Annotated in this window: 16 protein-coding genes and 1 tRNA gene; 9 read left to right on the forward strand and 8 right to left on the reverse strand. The window is 73.4% G+C overall.

The features are described 5' to 3' along the window. Positions 1-20: 20 nt before the first annotated feature. The 8 genes from WMF28_RS21335 to WMF28_RS21370 all read right to left on the reverse strand — a co-directional run bounded on the left by WMF28_RS21335 (position 21) and on the right by WMF28_RS21370 (position 12,401). The gene (locus tag WMF28_RS21335; protein WP_437604101.1) at positions 21-5,264 is read right to left on the reverse strand and encodes a hypothetical protein; all 5,244 of its coding nucleotides are present in this window, start codon (positions 5,262-5,264) and stop codon (positions 21-23) included. A gap of 176 nt (positions 5,265-5,440) precedes the next feature. After that, positions 5,441-6,907 (reverse strand): serine/threonine-protein kinase, encoded by a 1,467-nt coding sequence (locus WMF28_RS21340; protein ID WP_437604102.1) that lies wholly within the window; start codon positions 6,905-6,907, stop codon positions 5,441-5,443. A gap of 249 nt (positions 6,908-7,156) precedes the next feature. Next, positions 7,157-8,176, reverse strand: a complete 1,020-nt coding sequence (locus WMF28_RS21345) for a hypothetical protein (RefSeq protein WP_437604103.1) — start codon at positions 8,174-8,176, stop codon at positions 7,157-7,159. Then, on the reverse strand, positions 8,176-9,255 hold the full coding sequence (locus WMF28_RS21350; protein ID WP_437604104.1) for a tetratricopeptide repeat protein: 1,080 nt from the start codon (positions 9,253-9,255) through the stop codon (positions 8,176-8,178). Before WMF28_RS21350 ends, WMF28_RS21345 begins: the two co-directional genes overlap by 1 nt. 190 nt (positions 9,256-9,445) lie before the next feature. After that, positions 9,446-9,754 (reverse strand): hypothetical protein, encoded by a 309-nt coding sequence (locus tag WMF28_RS21355; RefSeq protein ID WP_437604105.1) that lies wholly within the window; start codon positions 9,752-9,754, stop codon positions 9,446-9,448. 56 nt (positions 9,755-9,810) lie between these two features. Next, complete coding sequence (locus tag WMF28_RS21360) at positions 9,811-10,881, reverse strand: DUF4190 domain-containing protein (RefSeq protein ID WP_437604106.1); 1,071 nt, start codon at positions 10,879-10,881, stop codon at positions 9,811-9,813. 66 nt (positions 10,882-10,947) lie between these two features. After that, positions 10,948-12,078, reverse strand: coding sequence for a hypothetical protein (locus tag WMF28_RS21365; protein ID WP_437604107.1), 1,131 nt, complete (start codon positions 12,076-12,078; stop codon positions 10,948-10,950). A gap of 239 nt (positions 12,079-12,317) precedes the next feature. Further along, a tRNA-Leu gene (locus WMF28_RS21370) sits at positions 12,318-12,401 on the reverse strand. Between the two features lie 256 nt (positions 12,402-12,657). Here WMF28_RS21370 and WMF28_RS21375 point away from each other — a divergent pair. The 9 genes from WMF28_RS21375 (at position 12,658) to WMF28_RS21415 (ending at position 21,303) form a co-directional block, all read left to right on the forward strand. Continuing rightward, the gene (locus WMF28_RS21375; RefSeq protein WP_437604108.1) at positions 12,658-13,989 is read left to right on the forward strand and encodes a dihydroorotase; all 1,332 of its coding nucleotides are present in this window, start codon (positions 12,658-12,660) and stop codon (positions 13,987-13,989) included. Then, positions 13,986-15,452: a 30S ribosomal protein S12 methylthiotransferase RimO gene (rimO, locus tag WMF28_RS21380; RefSeq protein ID WP_437604109.1), complete on the forward strand. Its 1,467-nt coding sequence runs from the start codon at positions 13,986-13,988 to the stop codon at positions 15,450-15,452. Before WMF28_RS21375 ends, rimO begins: the two co-directional genes overlap by 4 nt. A gap of 109 nt (positions 15,453-15,561) precedes the next feature. Then, positions 15,562-15,951 (forward strand): hypothetical protein, encoded by a 390-nt coding sequence (locus tag WMF28_RS21385; protein ID WP_437604290.1) that lies wholly within the window; start codon positions 15,562-15,564, stop codon positions 15,949-15,951. Positions 15,952-16,076: 125 nt separating this feature from the next. Then, the gene (locus tag WMF28_RS21390; RefSeq protein ID WP_437604110.1) at positions 16,077-17,555 is read left to right on the forward strand and encodes a sigma-54-dependent transcriptional regulator; all 1,479 of its coding nucleotides are present in this window, start codon (positions 16,077-16,079) and stop codon (positions 17,553-17,555) included. Positions 17,556-17,718: 163 nt separating this feature from the next. Beyond that, positions 17,719-18,300, forward strand: a complete 582-nt coding sequence (locus tag WMF28_RS21395; RefSeq protein WP_437604111.1) for a type IV pilin protein — start codon at positions 17,719-17,721, stop codon at positions 18,298-18,300. Positions 18,301-18,450: 150 nt separating this feature from the next. Then, entirely contained in the window at positions 18,451-19,065 is a 615-nt protein-coding gene (locus WMF28_RS21400; RefSeq protein ID WP_437604112.1) for a type IV pilin protein, read from the forward strand. Positions 19,066-19,142: 77 nt separating this feature from the next. Beyond that, positions 19,143-19,757 (forward strand): type II secretion system protein, encoded by a 615-nt coding sequence (locus tag WMF28_RS21405; protein WP_437604113.1) that lies wholly within the window; start codon positions 19,143-19,145, stop codon positions 19,755-19,757. Positions 19,758-19,819: 62 nt separating this feature from the next. Next, positions 19,820-20,317: a hypothetical protein gene (locus WMF28_RS21410; protein ID WP_437604114.1), complete on the forward strand. Its 498-nt coding sequence runs from the start codon at positions 19,820-19,822 to the stop codon at positions 20,315-20,317. Further along, complete coding sequence (locus WMF28_RS21415) at positions 20,314-21,303, forward strand: hypothetical protein (protein WP_437604115.1); 990 nt, start codon at positions 20,314-20,316, stop codon at positions 21,301-21,303. Before WMF28_RS21410 ends, WMF28_RS21415 begins: the two co-directional genes overlap by 4 nt. Positions 21,304-21,330: the final 27 nt, after the last annotated feature.

Below are 21,330 nucleotides of genomic sequence, written 5' to 3' on the forward strand. Positions count from 1 at the left end.
AAGATCTCTCCGTTGCGCGGCTAAGGAGCACCGGAGTCGTCGTCGAGGAACTCCACATCTTCCGCGTCCTCGTCGACGTCGACCTCGTCGGAGGCAGGCAGGGGCGGCAGCGCGGGCGGGTAAAACGACGGCCGAAGCGCGGCCCCCCCGGCCGCCGCTGCGTGCAGCGGCGGGGGATGGGGCGGCGCGATGGTGGGAGGACGCGAGGGCGCCGCGGACGACGGCGGCGGCGCGACGGGCTGCGGGGGGGTAGCGGGCGCGACGGGCTCCGCCCCGTAGGCCTCGCCGCCGTCGTCGAGGCCGCCGTACGCCGGCGGCGCAGCGTCGCCGTCGAGGTCCGACCGCGGCGCAGCGGCGGCTTGCTCGTCGGCGATCGGCGCGGCGTGGCCGGCGCTCTCCGGAGGAAGCTCCTGCTCCTCGGGCGGCGCCGCGTGGGCGTCGACGGCGCCGCTGTCTGCGTCGCCCTCGGCCGTCGCGATCAACGCGTCGCCGTACGCCTCGGCCTGCGGCTCCGGCGCGATCTGCGGCGCCTCCGGGCCGACCACCTCGGGGGCGTCCACCTGCAGCGCCTCGGCAGCGGCTTGCACCCCGCCGCCCGCGTAGCCGTTGCTCAAGGCCGCCGCCGCAACGCCAATCTCCACGCCGGGAGCCTCGAGGGTCGGCAACCGGGGCGCGAGCGGCGGCTCGGTCAGCGGCAGGCCCGGCGGCCGGGTCGGCAGCGAGGGCGGCGGCGGGGTACGCTTGAGCTTGCCGGTCTTCGCCCGCTCGAGGCCCGCCGTCGCCTCCGGATCGCCCGCCTTCATGCGGAGGACGCGGCGCCAGGCGTCCGACGCCTCCCGCGCCTCGCCGAGCTCCTCCTCCCAGAGGCGCGCCACCTTCCGCGCGAGCTCCGCCCGCTGCGCCGGATCGCGACCGCGGAGGACCTGGTCCTCGTACAGCTGGATCATGCCGCGGTGGTCGCCGAGCTCCTGCAGCAGACCGGACAGCTCGTTCATCACGTCCTGGTCCGAGGGCGACAGGTCGTGGAGCTTCTTCAGATCCGTCGCGGCGCCCTGCCGGTCGCCGAGCACGTCGCGCCGCAGCCTGGCCCGCCGCTGAAGGAGCTTGCGCACGAGCGGGCCGTCGAACACCTCGTCCAGCGCGCGGTTCAGCGTCGCGCCGATGCGGGGCAGGTCGCCCACCTCGCGGCCGAGCGCCTCGAGGGCGTCGAGCGACGCGTCGTCGACCTGCGTGAGCACGGCGTCGCCGAGCCAGCTGAAGGCGCGGTCGACTTCGCCGAGGTCCTGGTAGGCGATCGTGGCCGCCCGGCGCAGCAGCGCCGCCCGGGTGCGGCCGCCGTCGCGCGAGCCCTGGCCGCCGGCCGCGAGCGCCTCGGCGAGGATCGTGCGCAGCACGGTCGACTGGGACCGCTCGTCGTCGTCCCGCGCCACCCGCTCGAGGGTGGTGATCGTCTCCTCCTGGACGCCGCCGCCGAGGGCCTGCTCGAAGAAGCTCCTCGCCCGATCGATGGCGCCGCGCTCGCAGGCGATCTGGGCGGCGCGGACGAGCGCCGCGAGGCGATCGGCCGGCGTGCGGCAACGGCCCACCTGGCGCTCGAAGAGATCGATGATGAGGCTCGGGGCCTCGGCCAGCGCCGCGAGCCGCTGGAGCAGCGGCTCGACCTCGGCGGTCGGCACGCTCGACAGCGCGCCCTCGCCGTGGTGGATGGACTCCAGCGGGTCGGCGCCCATCGAGACCCGGACCTCGGCCTGCCGTATGAGCTCGACCGCGCGGGCCATGCCCGAGAGATCCCTGGCGAGCAGCTCGTGCGCGACGGCGAGGGCCTCGCCATCCTGGAGCTCCACCGCGATCGCCTCGAGCTTCGCCGCGAGGCCGGCGTCGGCGGTGCGCGAGCGGGCGAGCTCCATCGCCACGCGCGCGGCGTCGCGGTGGCGGTCGACCTCCACGAACCTGTCGAAGGCCCCGCGCAGGGCGACCTCGCGCCCCGCGCGCGCGACCGACTCGTTCCAGGCGACCAGCTTTGTCGCGACGACGCCCTTCCACCCGAGGCGGTCGCCGAGCGCGACGTACGCATCCCGGCACGGCTCGTCGCCCTGGTCCGCGAGCCGCTCCAGGAGGGACAGCGCCTCGTCGCTCCTGCCGAGCGCCAGCTCCAGGATCTCGGCGAGGCGGCGGGTCATGTTCGACGCCTCGTCCTCGTCCCCCTCCACCTCGATCAACGCCGCCAGGAGACGCGCGACCGTCGGCCAGTCGTTCAGCCGCTCGGCGAGCCGCAGGAGCCGCGCGACCGCGTCGAGGTCGTCCGGCTCGGCGGCGTGGACGATCTCGAGCGCCCTGACGGCGCCGTGCGGATCGTCGAGCGGCCCCTCGTAGAGCGTCGCGAGCCGCTGCGCGATGTCGAGCTGCTCGGGGCCGTCCACGAGCGCGAGCTCGCGCTCGAGCGCGCCCGCGGTGCCCCGCAGGTTGCCGCGCCGCTCCTCGAGATCGGCGATCCCCCGGAGCGCGATCCGGTTCTGCGGATCGAGATCGGTGACGACGCTCTCGTAGCGCGCGATCGCCGCCTCGAGGTCGCCGGAGCCGTCCGCGAGCATGCGCGCCTCGCGCAGGACGAGCGAGATCTTGCCGGGCTCGCTGTCCGTGAGCGCGCTGAGCCTGTGAAGGAGCTCCGCGCCGTGCTGGTGATCGCCGCGCTCGCCGGCGTCATCGGCGAGCCGCGCGAGCGCCTCGGCGTCCTCGCCGTCGGTGAGCAGCAGCGAGAGCGTCGCGCGCTCCCCGTCGCGGTCGCCGAGCTCGCGCTGCGCCACCGCCGCCGCCCGCCGCGCCGCGACGCGCGCCGCCCGGTCGCCGAGCAGCTCGGCCCGGTTAAGGAGGAACCGCACGAGCTCGGGCAAGCGGTTCGTGCGCCGGTAGAGGTCCTCGATCGCGGGGGCGCAGCCGTCGCTCGCCGGATCGATCTCGATCGCGCGCTCGACCCGGTCGAGCGCGCCCTCGACGTCGCCGGCGCTGAGGAGCAGCTCGGCGGCCTGGACGAACAGCGCCGGGCGCGCGTTGCGCTCCGCGAGCAGCGCGCGCTCGCAGAGCGCCCTCGCCGCCTCGACGAGCCGGCCGGCCGCGACGTAGGCCTTCTCCGAGAGCTCCCACAGCTTCGGCTGGCGCAGCAGCTCGGCCACCTGGCTGTACGCGTCGCCCGCGGCGCCCGGCTCGTCGAGCCGCATCCGGAGCTCGCCGAGCTTCTGGAGGAGCGGCGCGCGGGTGAGCTTGTCCTGGAACCGGGAGGCCGCGTCGGCGAGGACCCGCGCGGCGAGGTCGAACCGCTCGCCCCGCTCGAAGAGCTTGACCGCGGACTGGATCGCCGTGCTGTCCTCGGGCGAGAGGGTCGCGACGCGCACCCACGCCTCGGCGGCCGCGATCGGATCGCGGCGCTTCTGCTCGTGGAGCGAGACGAGCTGCTGCTCGATCTCGATCCTCTGCGCGACGTCCGAGGTCGCCACGGCCTCCTGCTCGAGCAGCGCGGCGAGATCGTCCCAGCGGGAGCTCCGCTCGAGCAGCCGCCGCAGCTCGGCGTGGGCCTGCGCGTCGCCGGGATCGAGCTCGGAGAGCAGCTTCCAGGCCTGGACCGCCGTGTCGACGTCGCGCAGCTGCGCCTCGCACAGCCCCGCCACGTCGCGCAGCTGCGCCATCCGGCGCTCGACGGGGGCCGTGGGGACGCGCGCCGCCGCGAGCAGGACATCGCGCAGCTCGGCGAACATCCGCTTCTGGCGGAGGTGCTCGTCGACCTGCGCGAGGGCGTCCGGGTTGGCGGGATCGGCCTTGAGCACCTCGCGCAATCGGGCGAGCGGCAGCGGCTTGCGGGGCTCGGTCACCTCGTCTGCCGCGGGCGACGCCTCCAGCGGGGGCGAGGCGCCGGGGGCTCCAGCAGGAGCCGGCGCGGAGGCGGGTGCGGCCTGCACCGGGCCGGAGCTCGGCCCGGCGGCGCTCGGGACCGACGCCGGCGCGTCCGAGGCCGCGGGCCCCGGCACGGGAGCGAACGAGGAGGCCGGCGCGAACGCGGCGACCGCCGGCTGGGCCAGCTCCGCCGCGCTCGCGGCGGCTGCCGGGGGCGACGGGACGCCGGAGGGGGGCACCGGCGGCGCATGCGCAGGGGCGACGCCCGCGGCAGGCGGCGCCGAGGGCGCCCGCGCCGGAGCAGGGATCGCGCTCACCGGCGGCGGCACCGACGGCAGCCGCGGAGGGGGCGGCGGCACGGACGCCCTCTTGCGCGCCTCGGCCGCCATGAACCCGTTCGGGTTCACCTGGAGGTAGGCGAGGTAGCGCGGGCGGAGCTCGGTGGTGCGGCCCAGCTGCTTCGCGTAGTGATCGGCGAGCTGCATCGCGCGGTCGTGGCCCGGCAGCGCGCGCAGCGCGTACACCGAGTACGAGTAGCCGTACTCCCCGTCGTACGTCTCCGCGAGCGCGACGAAGAGCTCCGCGGCCTCGTCGCGCTCCGGCTGCGGCACCGGCTCGCCGGCCTCGACGCGGTCGACGATGGCGACGCCGAGCGCCTGGATCAGCCCCACGTCGTGCGGCACGAACGCGCGCGCGCTCCGCAGCGCCACCGTGGAGCCGGCGAGGTCGCCGGCGCGGCGCCGGATGTCGGCCTCGTCGCGCAGCAGGGCGAGCCGCCGCTCCGGGTCGTCGACGAGCGCCTGCTCCATCGCGAAGTAGGGGATCGCCTCGGCGTACTGCTGCTGGGCCTTCAGCAGCTCGCGCGCGGCGTAGATGGCGTAGACGTTGTGCGGATCGAGCTCCGCCAGGCGGCGCCAGTTCTCCAGGGCGCGCTCCGGCCGCGACAGCGGCGGCTCGCCCCACAGGCGGCCGAGCTCCTCGTGGAGCGTCGAGAGCTGCGCGCGCACCTCGGGTCGCTCGAAGAGCAGCGGCGTGAGCGCCTTGACGAGCCGCTCCAGGAGCGCGACGAGTGCCTTCTGATCGCCCTTGTCGCGGTAGAGCTGCGCCAGCCGCTCGGCCGCCGTCCGCTGCGTCGGGTCCTTGTCGATGGCGATCATGAGCGTCCGCGCGGCGTGGTGCGCGTCGCCGATCGTGGTCGACCACACGTTCGCCGCCTCGCTCAGCCAGTGCGCCGCGTACGACGGATCCGCGGTGGAGCTGCCGACGCGCTCGAGCAGCATCGCGTACGAGCGTGGGTCCTGCTCCCCGGCTCGGTGCGCATACGCCAGGGCTTCCCCGTCATGCGGATTCGTGACGAGGCGCTGGATGAGCGTTTCCATCTCCCGGGGATCCATCGGTGCGCGGCGAAGTTACACGTTAGCCTCCGCCTCGTACAGCGACTCTCGGCCCAATTCGCCAACGACCGCCGCTGCTTCTCGCGCAGCAGGCCTCGTCGACGTGCGGACCTCCTGCGCCCGGATCGGCCTCGCGCAGCGACGCTGCGCGCTTGCCGTCATCAGTCGAATTTCACATACGGCTTGCGCGACTGCGCCGGCCTGCGCTTCGGCGTCGGCGCGGAGGGAACGCCCGCGGGCTCGGGAGCAATGCTGGCGGCGCCGGCGGGGACCGGCGCGGGTGCCGTCGCGGCCGCCGTCGTCGCGGCCGCCGTCGCCGTCGCGGTGGGTGGCGCGACGCGGGGCAGGGCGGGGAGCGCGATCGCGTCCGCGAGCGCCCTGGCTTCCAGCGCCACCCCCGTCTGGAGCCTGCGCACGCCGCTGTCGGCGGGGCGTCGGAGCTCGCGCACGGCGAGGGCCGTCACGATCAGCGACAGGGCGACGGTCCCGACGGCGACGCGCGAGGTGCGCCTCCGCGGCGCGGGGCGCGACGTGCTCGGCGGCTGCGAGGCGTCCACGTCGTCGCCCACGACCGCGAGCAGCTCGCTCGTCGCGCTGACCTCGGCTGGCTGGATCGGGCCGGGGCGCTCGCGGCTCAGGCTCGGCCTCGCCTGGTCCATCGCGCGATCGAGCTCCGCGATGAGCTCCTGCGCGCTCCGCGGCCGCTCGTCGGGCCGCTTGGCCAGCGCGCGCTGCAGGAGCGCCGAGAGCGACGACGGTATCCCGGCGCCAGGCGCCGCCTCGATCGCCGGCACCGGCGGCGACTGGATGTGCCTCGCCATCACGACGACCGCGTCGTCGTCGATGAACGGCGGCCGGCCGACCAGCATCTGATAGAGGAGCACGCCGAGCGAGTAGAGGTCGCTCCGCGCGTCGAGCGGCCTGCCCTGGGCCTGTTCCGGAGACATGTACCGCGGCGTTCCGAAGACGGTGCCCGCCTGGGTCTCGAGGGCGTCGACCGGCCGCTCGGTCCCGGTCATCACCTTCGCGATGCCGAAGTCGAGCACCTTGCAGATCTCCTCGTGCTCGCCCGCGGGGGGCCTCGCCAGGAACAGGTTGTCCGGCTTGAGGTCGCGGTGGATGATCCCCTTGTCGTGCGCCTCCGCCAGCGACAGGAGCGCGTGCCGGGCGAAGCGCGCGGCGTCGCCGACGCGCAGCCGTCGCAGCCGCTTGAGCCGCTGCCCGAGCGATTCGCCCTCCAGGAGCTCCATCGCGAGGTAGAGCGAGCCGCTGCGCCACGTCGCCCCCTCCGCGGGCGAGCTCTGCTCCGCCGAGCGGCCGCGACCGAAGGCCGCGTCCGTCGCGTCGTCCACGATCTCGCCGAAATCGAAGACGGTGACCGTGTGCGGCGACCGGAGGAGGCTCATCGCGCGCGCCTCGCGCGTGAAGCGGGCCTTCGCCTGCGCGTCGAAGGCCCGGTCCGACCGCAGGATCTTGATGGCCACGTCGCGGCCCATCGCCTCCTGGCGCGCGCGGTACACCGTGCCCATCGAGCCGGCGCCGAGCTTGCCCACGATCACGAACCGATCCGCGATCGTGATCCCCAGGAAGGGGTCCCCCTCGGCCTCGGCGAGCGCCTCGCGGCTCACGAGGGCCCGCCCGTCGTGGGGGCAGCGCGGCAGCTTCGCGGACGGGCCGGTCTGGGAACCGCGATGGCCGGCGGCGGGCGGGAGCAGGCTGGACGAGCTCCTCGCGTCCAGAGCGACCGCCGAAGGGTGGTGGCACCGCGGGCAGATCAGCGCCAAGGCCCTGCTGGGCTCGCCGGACGATCCGGGTGCGCTGGCCGGGAACTGGTCGTCAGCTGTAGGAGCTACCACCGCGATGGGGGGGATCGTCCGTCACTTGGGCTCGCATCGCAAGGCCCACGACGGACCCGTCGAATGGGGGCGACAGCCGAAGGACGAGGCGTCGCCGCAGGACGCCTCGCCGCAACAGACATCGCTACAGAATCGCTGTGTTTGTTCAGGATGCTCGACGCACATACCGCTCCGACACGCATCATCCGTGGCGCACGGAACGCCGACGGCGGCGAAGCTGTGCTCGGGCAGCGGCCTCGCGCACGCCCGGACGGTCGAGCCTTCCCCGACCGTGATCTTGGCGCAGCCGACGTTCTGCATCACGTCGCCCGGCGCGGCCGGGCACATGTCCGAGGAACAGCACGGGATCGTGCAGCGGCGGGTCCCCTCGACGTAGACGCAGAGCCCGGAGGCGCAGTCCGCGTTCCCAGCGCACTCGTCGAAGTAGCGGCCCTCGCCCTGGCCGACGGGCTGGCACGCCCAGGCCGAACCGGCCGAGACGACGCCCGTCGTGAACCGGCACGCCGCCCCGTTCGTCGCGCAGTTCGTGTCTGAACAGCAGGTGTCGACGCAGGCGCCTTCGTTGCAGATGCCAGAACGGCAGTCGCCAGACGTGGCGCAGGTCGCGCCGGAGAGCCGCGTACCCACCTCGGGCCGGCCGACGTACCGGCCGACGCGACAGAGGCCGCTCCCTCCGCCGTCGGGGATCCAGCAGACCGCGTCCCGGACAGGATCGCAGTCGCTCGAGGTGCAGCAGGCGCGCGCGCAGGCCCGCGGCCCCTTGCCGTCGAACAGCGCGGTATCGAGGCAGAAATCGCGCGCTCCGCAGTCTTCGTGATCCGCGCAGGGCGCCCCCAGCGCGCGCTCGGTGGGCAGCATGTCGATGCAGATCCCGTCCCTGCAAACGGCGCCCTCGGGGCACGCCGGGGGCCCGATCGCGCCCTCGTCCGAGCAGGGCACGGAGCCCAGCTTGCCATCGACGAGGACCTCGCACCCGACGCCGAGCAGCGCGAGCGCCGAGAGCCCGCGGAGGAGCCTGCGCGCCGCGACGCCGAGGTCCATCAGAACTGCACCCGGAGCCGGGCTCCCCCGGCGCCCAGCGACAGGCCGACGCGCGGCGCCTCCTCCCCTGCGCGGGCGCCGCGCGAGGTCGGACCGTCGTCGTGACCCGAGCTCGGAGCGCCCGAGGCCGGGCGCGCGGCGCGCGGGCTCGCCGCGGGAGCCCGCGGCGACAGGGCCAGGTAGAGCGCCGCTGCGCCGGAGAGCCCGGCGACCAGCAGGGCGACATCCGCGGCGACGGCGCACCGGTGGGCGGCGCTCGCGTCGGCCTGCAGATCGGCCACCGAGACGCCCCCGCCCGTGCGCTCGCTGGGGCCGGGATCCCGCGCCACGGCGAGCGCCGCGAACACGCCGCCGACCGCGAGGGACCCCGCAGCGATGCCCCCGCTGACGTAGAGCCAGGGCCCATGCGGCTTCGCGCTGCCCGCCGCCGCGGAACGACGCGGCAGGCGCGGCAGATACGGCAGCGCCGCGGAGGCCTGGACGGAGGGCGAGGGCGCGGGCGGCGGCTTCGCGCTGGAGAGCTCCCGCTTCGCCCCCTGCAGCCGCTTGAGGACCGCCGCGACCTCCTCACGCTCCTTCGGGAGCGCCTCCATCACGAGGTAGCGCCGGTAGTAGCGCTCGGCCTGCTCGATCTCGCCCAGCCGCTCGTGGATGACCGCCAGGTTGTAGATGAGCTCTTTCCCCTCGGGATCGAGCGCCACCGCGGCCTCCAGCTTCGCGATGGCGGCGCGGTACTGGCCGTGCTGGTAGAGCCCCTGCGCCGCATCGTGCAGCGCGGTGGCTCGTTCGATGCGGCGCCGGTTCTCCGCCCCCTCCTCCTGCGATATCGCCGGCGGCGCGGACGGGTCCTGGGCGCTTCCCTGCAGCGGTGGCGCGCTGCCCTGCGGCGGCAGGGCGGCGCCGGACGGCGCGGGCGCGGCCCCCGGCGAAGTGAGCGGCGCCTGCGAGGGCAGCTGCGCGGCGAGCGCACGCGACGGCGCTCCGAGCGAGGCCACCGCGAGCGCGCAGGCGAAGCGCACGAGGATACGCCCGGCCTCGGGACCGATCGAGAGCGGCAGGCGCGCTGCGTGATTCGTCACGGCCGCCCACAATAGCGTAACTCTCGCGAGTGTAACGCCTCTTGCGTGGCGCGGGTCGGCGCGGCGCCGCGTGCGCTGCCCCGGCGTCGCCTGCTGCACGCCGGCCGCGGTCTGCGCCGATCCGCCGGCGCGCGGCCCGGCGCTCCGAGGACGGGGCGCGCTCCTTCCCGCGAGGCCGCCGTTGCGACGATCACCTGAGCTTGCAGCTGTACTCGCCCGCGAGCACGAGCGCACGCTCGCACCGGACGCCCACGGTGCGCTTCGCGGTGGTGAACTCGAAGGTCTGGCCGAACGGCGTCCGCTCCAGCCGGGTCATCTGCGCCCTGCAGTCCCCGCCCGCGCGGCGCGGATCCGGCGCGAGCGAGCCACCATCCTCGCCACATGCGACGAGCGCCGCGCTCCGCTCGACCTCGGCGTTGTCGGAGAAGACGTTGTAGGCCGCCGAGAAGCTGAACGCGACACAGAGAGCGAAGAGGGCGAGCTGGATGAAGCGCTTCACGGGCCGAGCTTACCCCGTCCGAGGCGCGGGGGGCTGGCCGCCGCACGCGACGTCGCTCAGAGCCGCATGCCCGAGCCCGGCAGCGGGTGCCACGGCTGGCGGCGGGTCGTGTACTGGCCGCGCACGAACGCCCCGAGCACGGGCGCGATGTTGCGCGCGATGTCGTCGTCCCACTCGCCGCCGTTGATCCCGTCCTGCGGGGAGAGATCCGGCGAGAGCAGGAAGAAGCCGGGGTAAAGCCGCCGCGGCATCTTGATCTGATCGAGGTCCTCCTTGAAGACGTCGATGTCCACGCGCACGAGCCGCACGCTCCGGAGCGCGGTCTGCATCAGCGGATCGCTGAGCGCGCGGTCGACGCCGCGGCACGGCTCGCACGGATCGCTCGTCGTCATCACGAGGACCTTCTCGCCCCGGGCGTGCGCATCCGCGCGCTGCTTGGCGAGCTCCTCGCTGAGCGTGGAGACGTCGACGCCGATATCGACGATGGAGACCCCGCCGATGCGCCGCTGGATCGTGTGCTGAGGGACGCTGCCGCCGGGCTGGGCCGCCGGAGGAGGCGCGTCCGGCAGCGGCGCCGCCGGGGACGCGGTGCTCGCCGGCTCCGGCGAGCGCTCACCCTCCCCGATGGCGGCGGCGGCGGTCTCGCCGCTGTTGTGCGTCCTCCACATCCACACGCCGAAGCCGATCGCCGAGCTCCAGCAGAGGGTGAGGAGCACGCCGAGCGAGAGCCCCACGCTGGCGAGCACCTGGCCCCTGCGCGCCTCGGGGGCCCGCTCGATCTCGCGGCGGGCCGCCCAGCCGAAGGCGATCGCGGCGATGGCCCCGAGCGGCCCGAAGAGCGCCGCGACCACCGAGCTCACGGCCAGCGTCGAGAACGGCGGTCGCTCCGGCGGGAGCGGCCGGGTGAGGTAAGGATCCTGGATGACCGGCAGCGGCGTGGTGGCGCCGCTCGGCGACGGCGCTCGGGGAGCGGCAGCGACGCGCGCCGCCTCGTCGCAGGCGGGCGCGCTGACAGGCAGCTCGCCCTCGCCGGGCAGGAGGCCCGCCCGCCCATCCCGGAGCGCCGCCAGAGGCTCGTTCGCATCGCGGTTCGGCGGTGGCTGACTCGGGCCGCATGCGTGGCTCACGTCCCTTATCCTAGCGCCAGAGTCGGAGCTACGCCCGCGGTACGCGCCCTCTCGTCGCGTCGGAGCTCAAGGGATGCAGGCGCGCTCGAGCACCCGCAAGACTGCGCGCTTCGTGCTCACACCGCGGCTCATCGCCTCCGTCCATGCGACGCCCACGCGCTCGCCGACGAGGGCCAGGCTGGGAGAATCCTTTACAGGAGTCACCCCATCCGACACCCGGATCCCCCGGGCAGAAGGCGCTCCGTCGGCGGCCAGCTTCACGAGCAGGAGCTGCCCCTCGGCCTTGCCATCGTGGCCGACCCACGCCACGAGCGCCCCGTCCCCGCTCGGCGCGATCGCGCGCCACTTGCCCTTGCCGAGGACCCAGGGCGCCCCGCGAGGCTGCGCCTCGGCGTCCAGCGCGCGGGCGATCAGGGTGGACCCTTCGTTCCACGCCACGAGCGCCCCGCCGCCGGTGGCCACGAGCCCGAGCCGCCGCTCCCTGTCCGGCGTTTCCTGAGTCGCCGCGGCCGAGAGGTCGCTGCCTTGGGGCTTGGCCACGACGTGGGCATTCCCTTCCCTGCCGGCCGCATCGAACCGCGAGGCCTGGATGCTCCCGTCCGCCTCGTCGTGCCACGCGACGAGGTAGCCGCCGGACGCGTCCGCGGCGACCGCCGGCCAGCGCGGCTTCTTTGTGTGGCGCGTTACCCCCACGGCCTTGAGCTGCGGCTGCGCGGGATCCACCGGCGCGAACCGGAACACCCCCAGCTGATTGCGCTCCGCCCCGAAGGGGGCCGCCGCCACCAGGGCGCCGCCCGGAGCCGGCGCGATGGCGACATGCTCGCTGACGTCCCTGCCGATGGCGCCGACGCGCTGGATCTCCGCCGGCGGGGTCGTCTCCCAGCGGGGCCGGGCGTACGCGAGCCCCTCCGCGTCGAACCACGTGATCGCCCACGCGTCCCCGGACGAGAAGATCCGGAGCCCTGCCTCGCGCGTGTTCGAGATCGCCCTCGCCCGGGCGATCTGCCGGGCATCGCTGTCGAAGCCGGCGAACGCGATCTGCGCGTCCCCGCCCTTGAGATCCACGAGCCACACGGCGCCGAACGAGCCGTCGGCCCGGCCCGCCACCCCCATCCCCTCGCGCAGGATGTAGGTCGCCATATCACCCGACTTGACCTTGCACGCAGCGAGGGTCCCGAGGGGAACGAACTCCTGCACGCCGGTCCCCTGCGGAGGCGCGATCTCGACAGGCGCCGTTGCGACAGCGGGCTCGGTCGAGGCGCTCGATGCGGGGGGGCCGGTGGGAGGACCGGAGCGGGGCTCGGCGTCGCTCGAACCGGACGCCGCGGCCGCAGCGCCCCCGGAACGGGAAGCGCTGCGATCGCAAGAGCCGCAAAAAACGGCAAATAAGGAGAAGGCCACTACAGTGGCTAAAGAAGAATAAGAAGAGCGCTTTGTGCGAAGCAGAGGACTTGAACCTCCACGGGAGTTACCCCACTGGAACCTGAATCCAGCGCGTCTGCCAATTCCGCCAGCTTCGCGAGCGGGGACGGCATCACTACCTCACCCCTTCGCGATCCGTCAAGCCCCGCGTCACGCCCTGAGCGTTTTTCTTCCATCCCGTGTTGCCCGCCGCCGGTCACGTTGCGTCGCGTCTCGTCATCGTTACCGGCCAGCGCGCGGCTTCCCTCGCTTCACCCGCTGACCTCGCAGCGGTGTCCTCGCAGCGCTCTGGGCCCCCGCTGACCCCGCAGCGGTGCACGGCGAGAGGCGCATGTGCTAGGGGAGCGCGCTCCCATGGCGGCTATCGGCTCACCTCCCCCTCTCCTTCTCATCGTCGGCGTGCGCGCCGTCGACCCAGCCCAACAGCTCGACGACGTTGTCGACGTCGTCGTGGAAGACGGCGTCATCACCCGGGTAGGACGCGGCGCAGCGACCGACGATCTGCGCCGCGCCGACCGGGCCGAGGTCGTCCAGGGCGAGGGGCTCCTGCTCCTCCCCGCCTTCGTCGATCTCCACGCCCACCTTCGCGAGCCCGGGCAGGAGTACAAGGAAGACATCGCCTCCGGGCTGGCCGCCGCGGCTGCCGGCGGCTTCGCGCACGTGTGCGTGATGCCGAACACGCGACCCGTCAACGACACCCGATCCATCACCGAGGCCATGATCGCGCGCGCCCGCGCGCTCTCGGGGCCCGCCCTCCACCCCATCGGCGCGATCACGATGGGCCAGAAGGGCACCGAGCTCACCGAGATGGCCGACCTCAAGGACGCCGGCGCGGTGGCGGTCTCCGACGACGGGCGCTGCGTCACGTCGAGCGCGGTGATGCGCCGCGCGCTCGAGTACGCGAAGACCTTCGATCTCCCGGTCATCCAGCACGCCGAGGACCACGCGCTCACCGAGGGGGCGCAGATGCACGAGGGGGCGATCGCGACGCGGCTCGGCCTCCGGGGCTGGCCCCGCGTGGCCGAGGACATCATCGTCGCGCGCGACGTGCTGCTCGCCGAGGCCACCGGGGCGCGCTACCACGTGGCGCACGTCTCGTCGCTCGGAGCGGTCCGCATCCTCCGCGAGGCGAAGGCCCGCGGCATCGCCGTGACCGCCGAGGTGACGCCGCACCACCTGACGCTCACCGACGCCGCCGTGCTCGGCTACGACACCGCGTGCAAGGTCAACCCGCCCCTGCGCGAGCAGGCGGACGTCGACGCGCTCCGCGAGGCGCTCGCCGACGGCACGATCGACGCGGTCGCGACCGATCACGCGCCCCACTCGACGCTCGAGAAGGACTGCGAGTTCGCCGAGGCGTCGCCCGGCCTCATCGGCCTCGAGCTCGTCGCCCCGGTCCTGCTCGACCTCGTCCGCCAGGGCGCCCTCCCCCTCGGGCGGCTCGTCGACGCGCTCACCCGCGCCCCCGCCCGCATCGCGCGGCTCGACGCGCCCGCGATCAAGGTCGGCGCCCGCGCCGAGCTCTGCCTCGTGGATCCGAACCTGAGCTTCGTCCTCGACCCGGCGCGCCTGCGCTCGAAGAGCAAGAACACGCCGCTGCTCGGCAAGCAGCTCACGGGCCGCGTCAAGATGACGCTGGCCGCCGGCAGGGTCGTCTTCATCGACGGCGAAGGAGCAGCGACATGAGCTCGCGCAAGGTCCATTTCGTCAGCCTCGGGTGCCCCAAGAACCGCGTCGACTCCGAGGTGATGCTCGGCGTCGCCCGCGCGGCCGGCTACGCGCACGTCGACGACGCCGCCGAGGCCGAGGTGATCGTCGTCAATACCTGCGGCTTCATCGGCGAGGCGAAGAAGGAGTCGATCGACGCCATCTTCGAGATGGCGCAGCACAAGGAGCGCGGCAGCTGCAAGCGGCTGGTGGTCGCCGGCTGCCTCTCGCAGCGCCACCCCGAGGATCTCGCCCGCGAGATGCCCGAGGTCGATCACTTCCTCGGCTCGAGCGACATGCTCAAGCTCGGCCGGGTGCTCGCGGGCGACGCGGAGCGGATGCTCGTCGGCAACCCCGCCGAGTGGCTGATCCACGCCGGCGATCCGCGCACGCTCTCGACCCCCGGCGGCAGCGCCTACGTCAAGATCGCCGAGGGCTGCAACCGCACCTGCTCGTTCTGCGTGATCCCCGATCTGCGGGGCGCGCAGCGCTCGCGGCCCATCCCGGACGTGGTGCGCGAGGTGGAGCAGCTCGCGGCGGCGGGCGTCCGCGAGATCAACCTCATCTCGCAGGACACGATCGCCTACGGCCGCGACGCCGCGGGCCGCGCGCAAGGCGACGCGCGCGCGACGCTCGCGCAGCTCGTGCAGCAGGTCGCCGACGTGCCCGGCGTGCGCTGGGTGCGGCTCTTCTACCTGTACCCCGAGACGATGACCGACGACGTCATCGAGCTCCTCGCCGACCACCCGCGGGTCGTGCCCTACGTCGACATGCCGCTCCAGCACGCCGCCGACGCGATGCTGCGCAGGATGCGGCGCGGCCACGGCGGCGACCGGCTCCGGCGGGTCGTCTCCACGCTGCGCGAGCGCGTGCCCAACCTCACGTTCCGCACCGCGTTCATCGTCGGCCACCCCGGCGAGACCGACGCCGAGTTCGAGGAGCTCTGCGATTTCGTGCGCTGGGCCGAGTTCGAGCGGGTCGGGGTGTTCCGCTACTCCGACGAGGAGACGAGCCGCAGCCATGCGCTCGAGGGCAAGGTCCCCGCGCGCACCGCCGCGAGCCGCTACCGCCGCCTCATGACGCTGCAGCGCCGCATCGCGCACAAGAAGAGCGCCGCGATGATCGGCCGCGAGCTCGATGTGCTCGTCGAGGGGACGAGCGACGAGCACGAGTACGTGCTCATGGGCCGCCACGCCGGCCAGGCGCCCGAGATCGACGGGCAGGTCTACCTCTCCGGCGGCGAGGTCCGCCCGGGTGAGATGTGCCGCGTCCGGATCACGCAGGCGAGCGACTACGATCTGGTGGGCGAGCTGCTCGACGAGGAGGAGGGCGAGCGCGGCGCCGCGCTCCCCCTGCCCCCGGAGCTCGGCGCGGTCACGGCGAAGCGGCGCGTCGCCCTGCGCGTGCTGCAAACCGATGGACGCGAGCGCCAACAGAATTGACGGCCCGGCCGGCGGGCCGCGGCGCGACGGCTGAAGATCACGGCATACCGCGGCGCTCGCGGGCGTCGAAGGCGCGGCACACGGTGTGCTATGAAGCGGTGCCGTGCCGATGCTCCGCCGCGCTGCGCTTCATCTTGCTCTTGCCCTCGCGACCTCGCTGCTCGCCGGTGCAGCGTGCCTGAGCCCGACGTTGCCCCTCCCCCCGCCCGAGCCGGCCGACACGATGCGGCCGTCCGCGGACCGGGAGGGCGTGTGGCAGATCTCGGGCAACTGCAGCCCTGGGGCGCGCGTCAGCGTGTTCAACGAGCGGACGCAGCGGGGCGTGATCGAGGACGACACCGACAGGAACGGTCGGTACCACCTCGAGATCGAGGCGGAGCTCTGCGACGTCCTGCTCGTGTGGCAGGAGCTGGAGGGCAACGACGAAGAGAGCGCGGCGCAGCCCTTCGTCGTCGAGGAGCGCACGCCGCTCGGCGTCGTGAACGACGCCTGCCCCTGAAGGCCGACGGGCGCGCCGCCGCGGCGCGATCCCCGCGGGCCTGAGCGGGCGCGACGACGCGGCGCGCTGGGCCCGACGGCCGCCGTCGACGCGCGCGCGGGGCATCGTGATAGGGTGGTGGCGTGATGGCGACGATCCCGCCGAGCGTCCCGCCGAGCACCACCCGGGTGCTGGTCGTCGATGACGAGCCTGGCCTCCGCCAGGTGCTCACGATCGCCTTCCGCCGCCAGGGCTACGAGGTCGTGCTCGCGCCCGGCGCCCACGCCGCGCTCGAGGCCATCCGCCAGAACCCGCAGCCGTTCCCGCTGATCCTCACCGATCTCGTGATGCCCGACGGCTCGGGGATCGAGGTGCTCACGGCCGCGAAGGCGCGGAGCGGCGCGACCGAGGTGATCGTGATGACCGCGTACTCCACCGTGGAGAGCGCGCTCGACGCGATGCGCCACGGCGCCTATGACTTCGTGACAAAGCCGTTCTCGCCGGCGGAGCTCACCGCGCTCGCGGCGAAGGCGCTCGAGAAGAGCTCGATCGTCGCCGAGAACCAGCGGCTGCGCGCGCAGCTCGAGCGGCTCGATCTGCCGTCGCGCGAGCCGCTCGGCACGAGCGCCGCGATGCAGCGGATCTCGGAGCTGATCGGCAAGATCGCGCCGACGCGCACGACCGTGCTGATCACGGGCGAGAGCGGGACCGGCAAGGAGCGCGTGGCCCGCGCGATCCACGATCAGAGCGACCGCGCCGCGAAGCCGTTCCTTGTCGTCAACTGCGGGGCGCTGCCGGAGGCGCTCATGGAAAGCGAGCTGTTCGGCCACGAGAAGGGCTCGTTCACCGGCGCCGGCGCGCGCGCGCTCGGGCTGTTCCGGGAGGCGGACGGCGGGACGCTGCTCCTCGACGAGATCGGGGAGCTGCCGGCCTCGCTGCAGGTGAAGCTCCTCCGCGTGCTCCAGGAGCGGAAGGTGCGCCCGGTCGGCGCCGCCGCGGAGCTCGCGGTGGACGTCCGGCTCCTCGCCGCGACAAACCGGGATGTGGAGGCCGAGGTGCGCGAGGGCCGGTTCCGGCAGGATCTCTACTACCGGCTCAACGTCATCCGCATCGAGCTGCCGCCCCTGCGCGAGCGCCCGGAGGACATCTCGCGGCTCGCCGAGCGCTTCCTGCGCCGCTTCGCCGCCGAGCTCGGCAAGGACGTCCGCGGCCTGACGACGGACGCCGTGCGTGCGCTCGACGCCTACAGCTTCCCGGGCAATGTGCGCGAGCTCGAGAACATGATGGAGCGCGCGGTGGCGCTCGCCGGAGGGCCCTCGATCGGCCTCGGCGACCTCCCGAGCGCCGTCGCCGGCCTCAGCGCGAGCCCGGCCCCGCTCCTCGCGCAGCTGCCGGCCGGCGGGTGCATGCTCGACGAGGTGCTCGGGGAGGTCGAGCGCCGGCTCATCCTCCAGGCGCTCGAGCACACCGGCGGCGTCCGCAAGGCCGCCGCGAAGCTGCTCGGCGTCTCCTTCCGGTCGCTGCGCTACCGGCTCGCCAAGCACGCGCTCGCCGCCGACGGGGAGGGCGACGACGAGCTGGAGGGGTCCCGACGAGAATCGTCACCGCCCGGGGCCCCGCAGTGACGGTTTTCGTCACCGTCGCAAACGAACACAAACACACACCTCCCGGAGCTCGCCCCGCTCCACTCGAGGAAAACCGAGGCAACTCATGAGCTTCTCGCGCAAGTCGACGACGACGCCGGGCCGCGCTCTTCTTGGCACGTCGCCTGCTGAAAGGTCCGGACGGATGCGGAGCACGCAGCGACAGCGAAACGCAGCGAGGCGAGCGTTCACGCTCATCGAGCTCCTCGTCGTCGTGGCGATGGTGGGTGTCCTCGCGGCGCTCGCCATGGTCGGTTACCGCAAGTACATGAACGCAGCGGGCATCGCCGAGCCGAAGGCCGTCATACAGGGGATCCGCGGTGCGCAGGAGTCCTACAAGGCCGAGATGCTCGTGTACCTCGATGTGTCCGAGGGAGCGCTCGATGACTGGTTCCCTGCGGGGACTCTCAACGATCAGAAGCGCGCGTGGGGTGGCTCGGGTACCGTCGCTGACAACTGGCGGATGCTCAATGTGACGACGGACGGCGCGGTCCGCTTCGGGTACGCGACGGTGGCGGGCGATACCCCCCCCTTCACCACGACCGGCCTCGCGAACTTCACCTGGAGCGGGTTGCCCGGGCCTCCGCTGGCAGATTCGCAGTTCGCACCGACCGGCCCCTGGTACATCATCCAGGCAGCCGGCGATCGCGACGTGGATGGGACGCTCGCCTTGCTCCTGACGACATCCACGATGTCCGGGATCTACTGGGAGAACGACACAGAGTAGAGGATGGTTTGCCCCGGCGCGGCGCCGAGAGCGCCTGTCCGTGGGAGAGGTTTTCGCACGGCGGGCTGGCCGGGCCCCGCACCACGCATCGTCACGGTCCGTCTCGGCAAAGAATCCAATTAAAGAAAACATCACGGAGGATCGACACTCATGCGTGCACTGAAGCGATACGACAGGAGAGGCTTCACCCTCGTCGAGCTCATGATCGTCGTCGCCATCATCGGCGTCCTCGCCGCGCTGGCGATCTTCGGCGTCCGCCGGTATCTCGCGAGCGCGAAGACATCGGAGGCCAAGAACAATGTGGGCGCGATCTCCCGCGGCGCCGCCGCGGCGTACGAGCGGGAGACGGCTGAATCGCAGATCCTGGCCCCCGGCTCCTCGTCGACGACGGCGAACCACGCGCTCTGTGGGACTGCGGCTACGACGGTTCCGGCGAACCTCACCGACGTGCAGGGCAGGAAGTACCAGCCGTCGGCGGCCGAATGGGAAGATGGCGACTCGAGCACGGGCTGGCCGTGCCTCCGGTTCTCGGTCTCGCAGCCGATCTATTACCGGTATGGCTACACACGAGGCGGCACCACGACGCTGGATCCGACATCGGAGGACCCGTCCGGTGTCGCCGGCGCCACGGATTCGTTCGAGGCGGCCGCCCAGGGCGATCTCGATGGCGATACCTCCCCCGGCGCGTTCTCGCGCGGCGGAAGCGTCGTTGATGGGGAGCTGATCCTCTCCACGCAGGTGCACATCGACAACGAGTACGAGTGATCCCCCCAGGCTGCCCGACTCGCGTGAGCCGGGCAGCCATGGTTCACCGGCGTCGTCTGCGAGCGGAGGAGCGCGTCATGTCGAGCACGACAGCGATCCGTGGACGAGGCTTCACGCTCCTCGAGATCATGATCGTGGTCGCGATCATCGGCGTGCTCGCCGCCCTGGCGGTCCTCGGCGTGCGCAGCTACCTCGCCGCCGCCAAGACCGCGGAGGCCAAGCAGGCGGTCGGCGCCATCACCCGCAGCGCCGTCATCCAGTACGAGCGCGATCTCAGCATCTCCCAGATCCTGCCCCCCACGGGCGCGAGCGCGGCGAACACCCATATCCTCTGCGACTCGGCGTCGCCGGTCCCCCTCGATTTCGCGCGCGTCCAGGGCACGAAATACCAGCCGAGCGCGGCGTCCGGCGTCGACTTCATGACGGGCACGGCGCTCTTGGGCTGGCAGTGCCTCGGCTTCTCGATCGCCGCGCCCATCTACTTCCAGTACTCGTACCAGGTCGGCGGCGACTACGTGAGCCAGCTCCTGCCAGGCGCTCCCATCCCGAGCGGCACGGAGGCGTTCGAGGCGGCGGCGCGCGGCGACCTGGACGGCGACGGCCGGGCCTGCACGATCGTCCGCACCGGCGAGGTGCGCGACGGCGAGATCGCTCTGAGCACCGTACTCTATACGAACGACGAACCGGAGTGACGCGGGCCACCCGTCTCGGTCGCGCTTGTTGGATCGCGGAGGGGTGAGGTAGAGAGTAGCCCATGACCTGGCGCTCCTGGAGCGCGCTGGAGCTCAGCGCGGCCTTCGCGGTCGGCGGCAGCGTCCTCGCCGTCGCCGTTCCGGCGTTCTTCCGAAATCTCAGCGCGTCCAAGCTGAGCGAGCCGATCGAGGGGCTCGACCGGCTGGTGACCAGCGCGGTCGCCTACGCCGAGTCGCGGCCGCAGGAGATCAGCTTCCCCCCGTCCGCCCCGCTGACCCCGGCGCAGGTGCCGCGCGGCGTGCGCGCGGTCGATCCGCCGGAGTCGTGGGAGCACCTCACGTGGCGGTCGCTCGACTTCCGCTTCGAGGGGCCGCACGCGTTCGCCTTCCAGTTCACGAGCGAGCTCGACGCGTCGAAGGCCATGCGCTTCATCGCGACCGCGCACGGCGACCTCGACGGGGACGGCGCGCTGTCCACGTTCGAGGTGCGCGGCGAGCGGATCCCCGGGGAGCCGGCCCGCGTGCTCCCGGGCATGTTCGTGGACCGCGAGGTGGAATGATGGGGGCTCATCCGGCGCCTGAGACAGCGGCCGGTCCGGCAGCCCGCCCTCTCCTCTCCCGCGTCGCGCGCGCGCGGGACGCGCTCGTCACGGTCGCGCTCTCGGCCGTCGCCGCCGTCGCGATCGGGAGCGTGCGCGCGCCGGCCGCGGCGCTGGAGCAGCGCGTCGCCGAGACCTCCGACGTGTACGTCCTGCCGCCGCCGGACGAGGTGGTCACCCTGTCGCTCGGCTACCGCTCCGCGCTGGCCGATCTGCTCTGGTCCCACGTGCTCGTCTCGCAGGGGCTGCACACCATCGAGCGCCGCCGGTTCGAGAACCTGACCCTGCTGCTCGACGCCATCATCGCGCTCGATCCGACCTTCCGCGAGCCCTACCTGTTCGCCGACGCGCTCATCACGTTCCAGACGAGCACGACCCCGCGCAACGAGGTCATCAAGGCGCGCGAGATCATGGAGCGCGGGGTGCAGAACCGCCCCCTCGACGGCGAGCTCTGGCTCGCGCTCGGCCAGTTCGTCGCCTTCATCGCGCCGGCCTCGTACCTGACCGATCCCGCGGAGAAGGCGCAGTGGCGCCTCGACGGGGCCCGGATCCTCGCGCGCGCGGCGGAGCTCGGCGGCGGCGACGCGAACATCAGCTGGCAAGCGCTCGGCGGCGCGGGCATCCTGGGGCGCGCCGGCGAGCGCGAGGCGCAGATCCGGTTCCTCCAGCGCACCCTCGCCGTCACGGACGACGAGGAGCTGAAGCAGAAGATCCGCGCGCAGCTCGACGTGCTGCTCGGGGAGCAGGCCGCAGAGTCCTACCGCCGGCGCCTCGACGGCTTCAGCGAGCTCTGGCGGCGCGATCTGCCGTTCGTCAGCAAGACGGCGATCCTCGTGCTGGGCCCCCCGCGCGACCCGGCGTACTGCGCGGGCGGCGCCCACGCGAACGAGCCGCGCTGCGCGCCCACCTGGCGCGCCTGGGCGGAGCGGGTCGAGCACGACAGGTGAGCCGCCTCCAGCCCTGAAGCGGCTCGC

This window comes from Sorangium sp. So ce590 (genome assembly GCF_051521365.1).
In the GTDB taxonomy this organism is placed as follows: Bacteria; Myxococcota_A; Polyangia; order Polyangiales; family Polyangiaceae; genus Sorangium.

Bases quoted from the DNA above. Each gene is read 5' to 3' on its own strand.
- WMF28_RS21335 (WP_437604101.1), bottom strand. From the start codon at position 5,264: ATGGAAACGCTCATCCAGCGCCTCGTCACGAATCCGCATGACGGGGAA.
- WMF28_RS21345 (WP_437604103.1), bottom strand. From the start codon at position 8,176: ATGGACCTCGGCGTCGCGGCGCGCAGGCTCCTCCGCGGGCTCTCGGCG.
- WMF28_RS21375 (WP_437604108.1), top strand. From the start codon at position 12,658: ATGGCGGCTATCGGCTCACCTCCCCCTCTCCTTCTCATCGTCGGCGTG.
- rimO (WP_437604109.1), top strand. From the start codon at position 13,986: ATGAGCTCGCGCAAGGTCCATTTCGTCAGCCTCGGGTGCCCCAAGAAC.
- WMF28_RS21385 (WP_437604290.1), top strand. From the start codon at position 15,562: ATGCTCCGCCGCGCTGCGCTTCATCTTGCTCTTGCCCTCGCGACCTCG.
- WMF28_RS21390 (WP_437604110.1), top strand. From the start codon at position 16,077: ATGGCGACGATCCCGCCGAGCGTCCCGCCGAGCACCACCCGGGTGCTG.
- WMF28_RS21395 (WP_437604111.1), top strand. From the start codon at position 17,719: ATGCGGAGCACGCAGCGACAGCGAAACGCAGCGAGGCGAGCGTTCACG.
- WMF28_RS21400 (WP_437604112.1), top strand. From the start codon at position 18,451: ATGCGTGCACTGAAGCGATACGACAGGAGAGGCTTCACCCTCGTCGAG.
- WMF28_RS21405 (WP_437604113.1), top strand. From the start codon at position 19,143: ATGTCGAGCACGACAGCGATCCGTGGACGAGGCTTCACGCTCCTCGAG.
- WMF28_RS21410 (WP_437604114.1), top strand. From the start codon at position 19,820: ATGACCTGGCGCTCCTGGAGCGCGCTGGAGCTCAGCGCGGCCTTCGCG.
- WMF28_RS21415 (WP_437604115.1), top strand. From the start codon at position 20,314: ATGATGGGGGCTCATCCGGCGCCTGAGACAGCGGCCGGTCCGGCAGCC.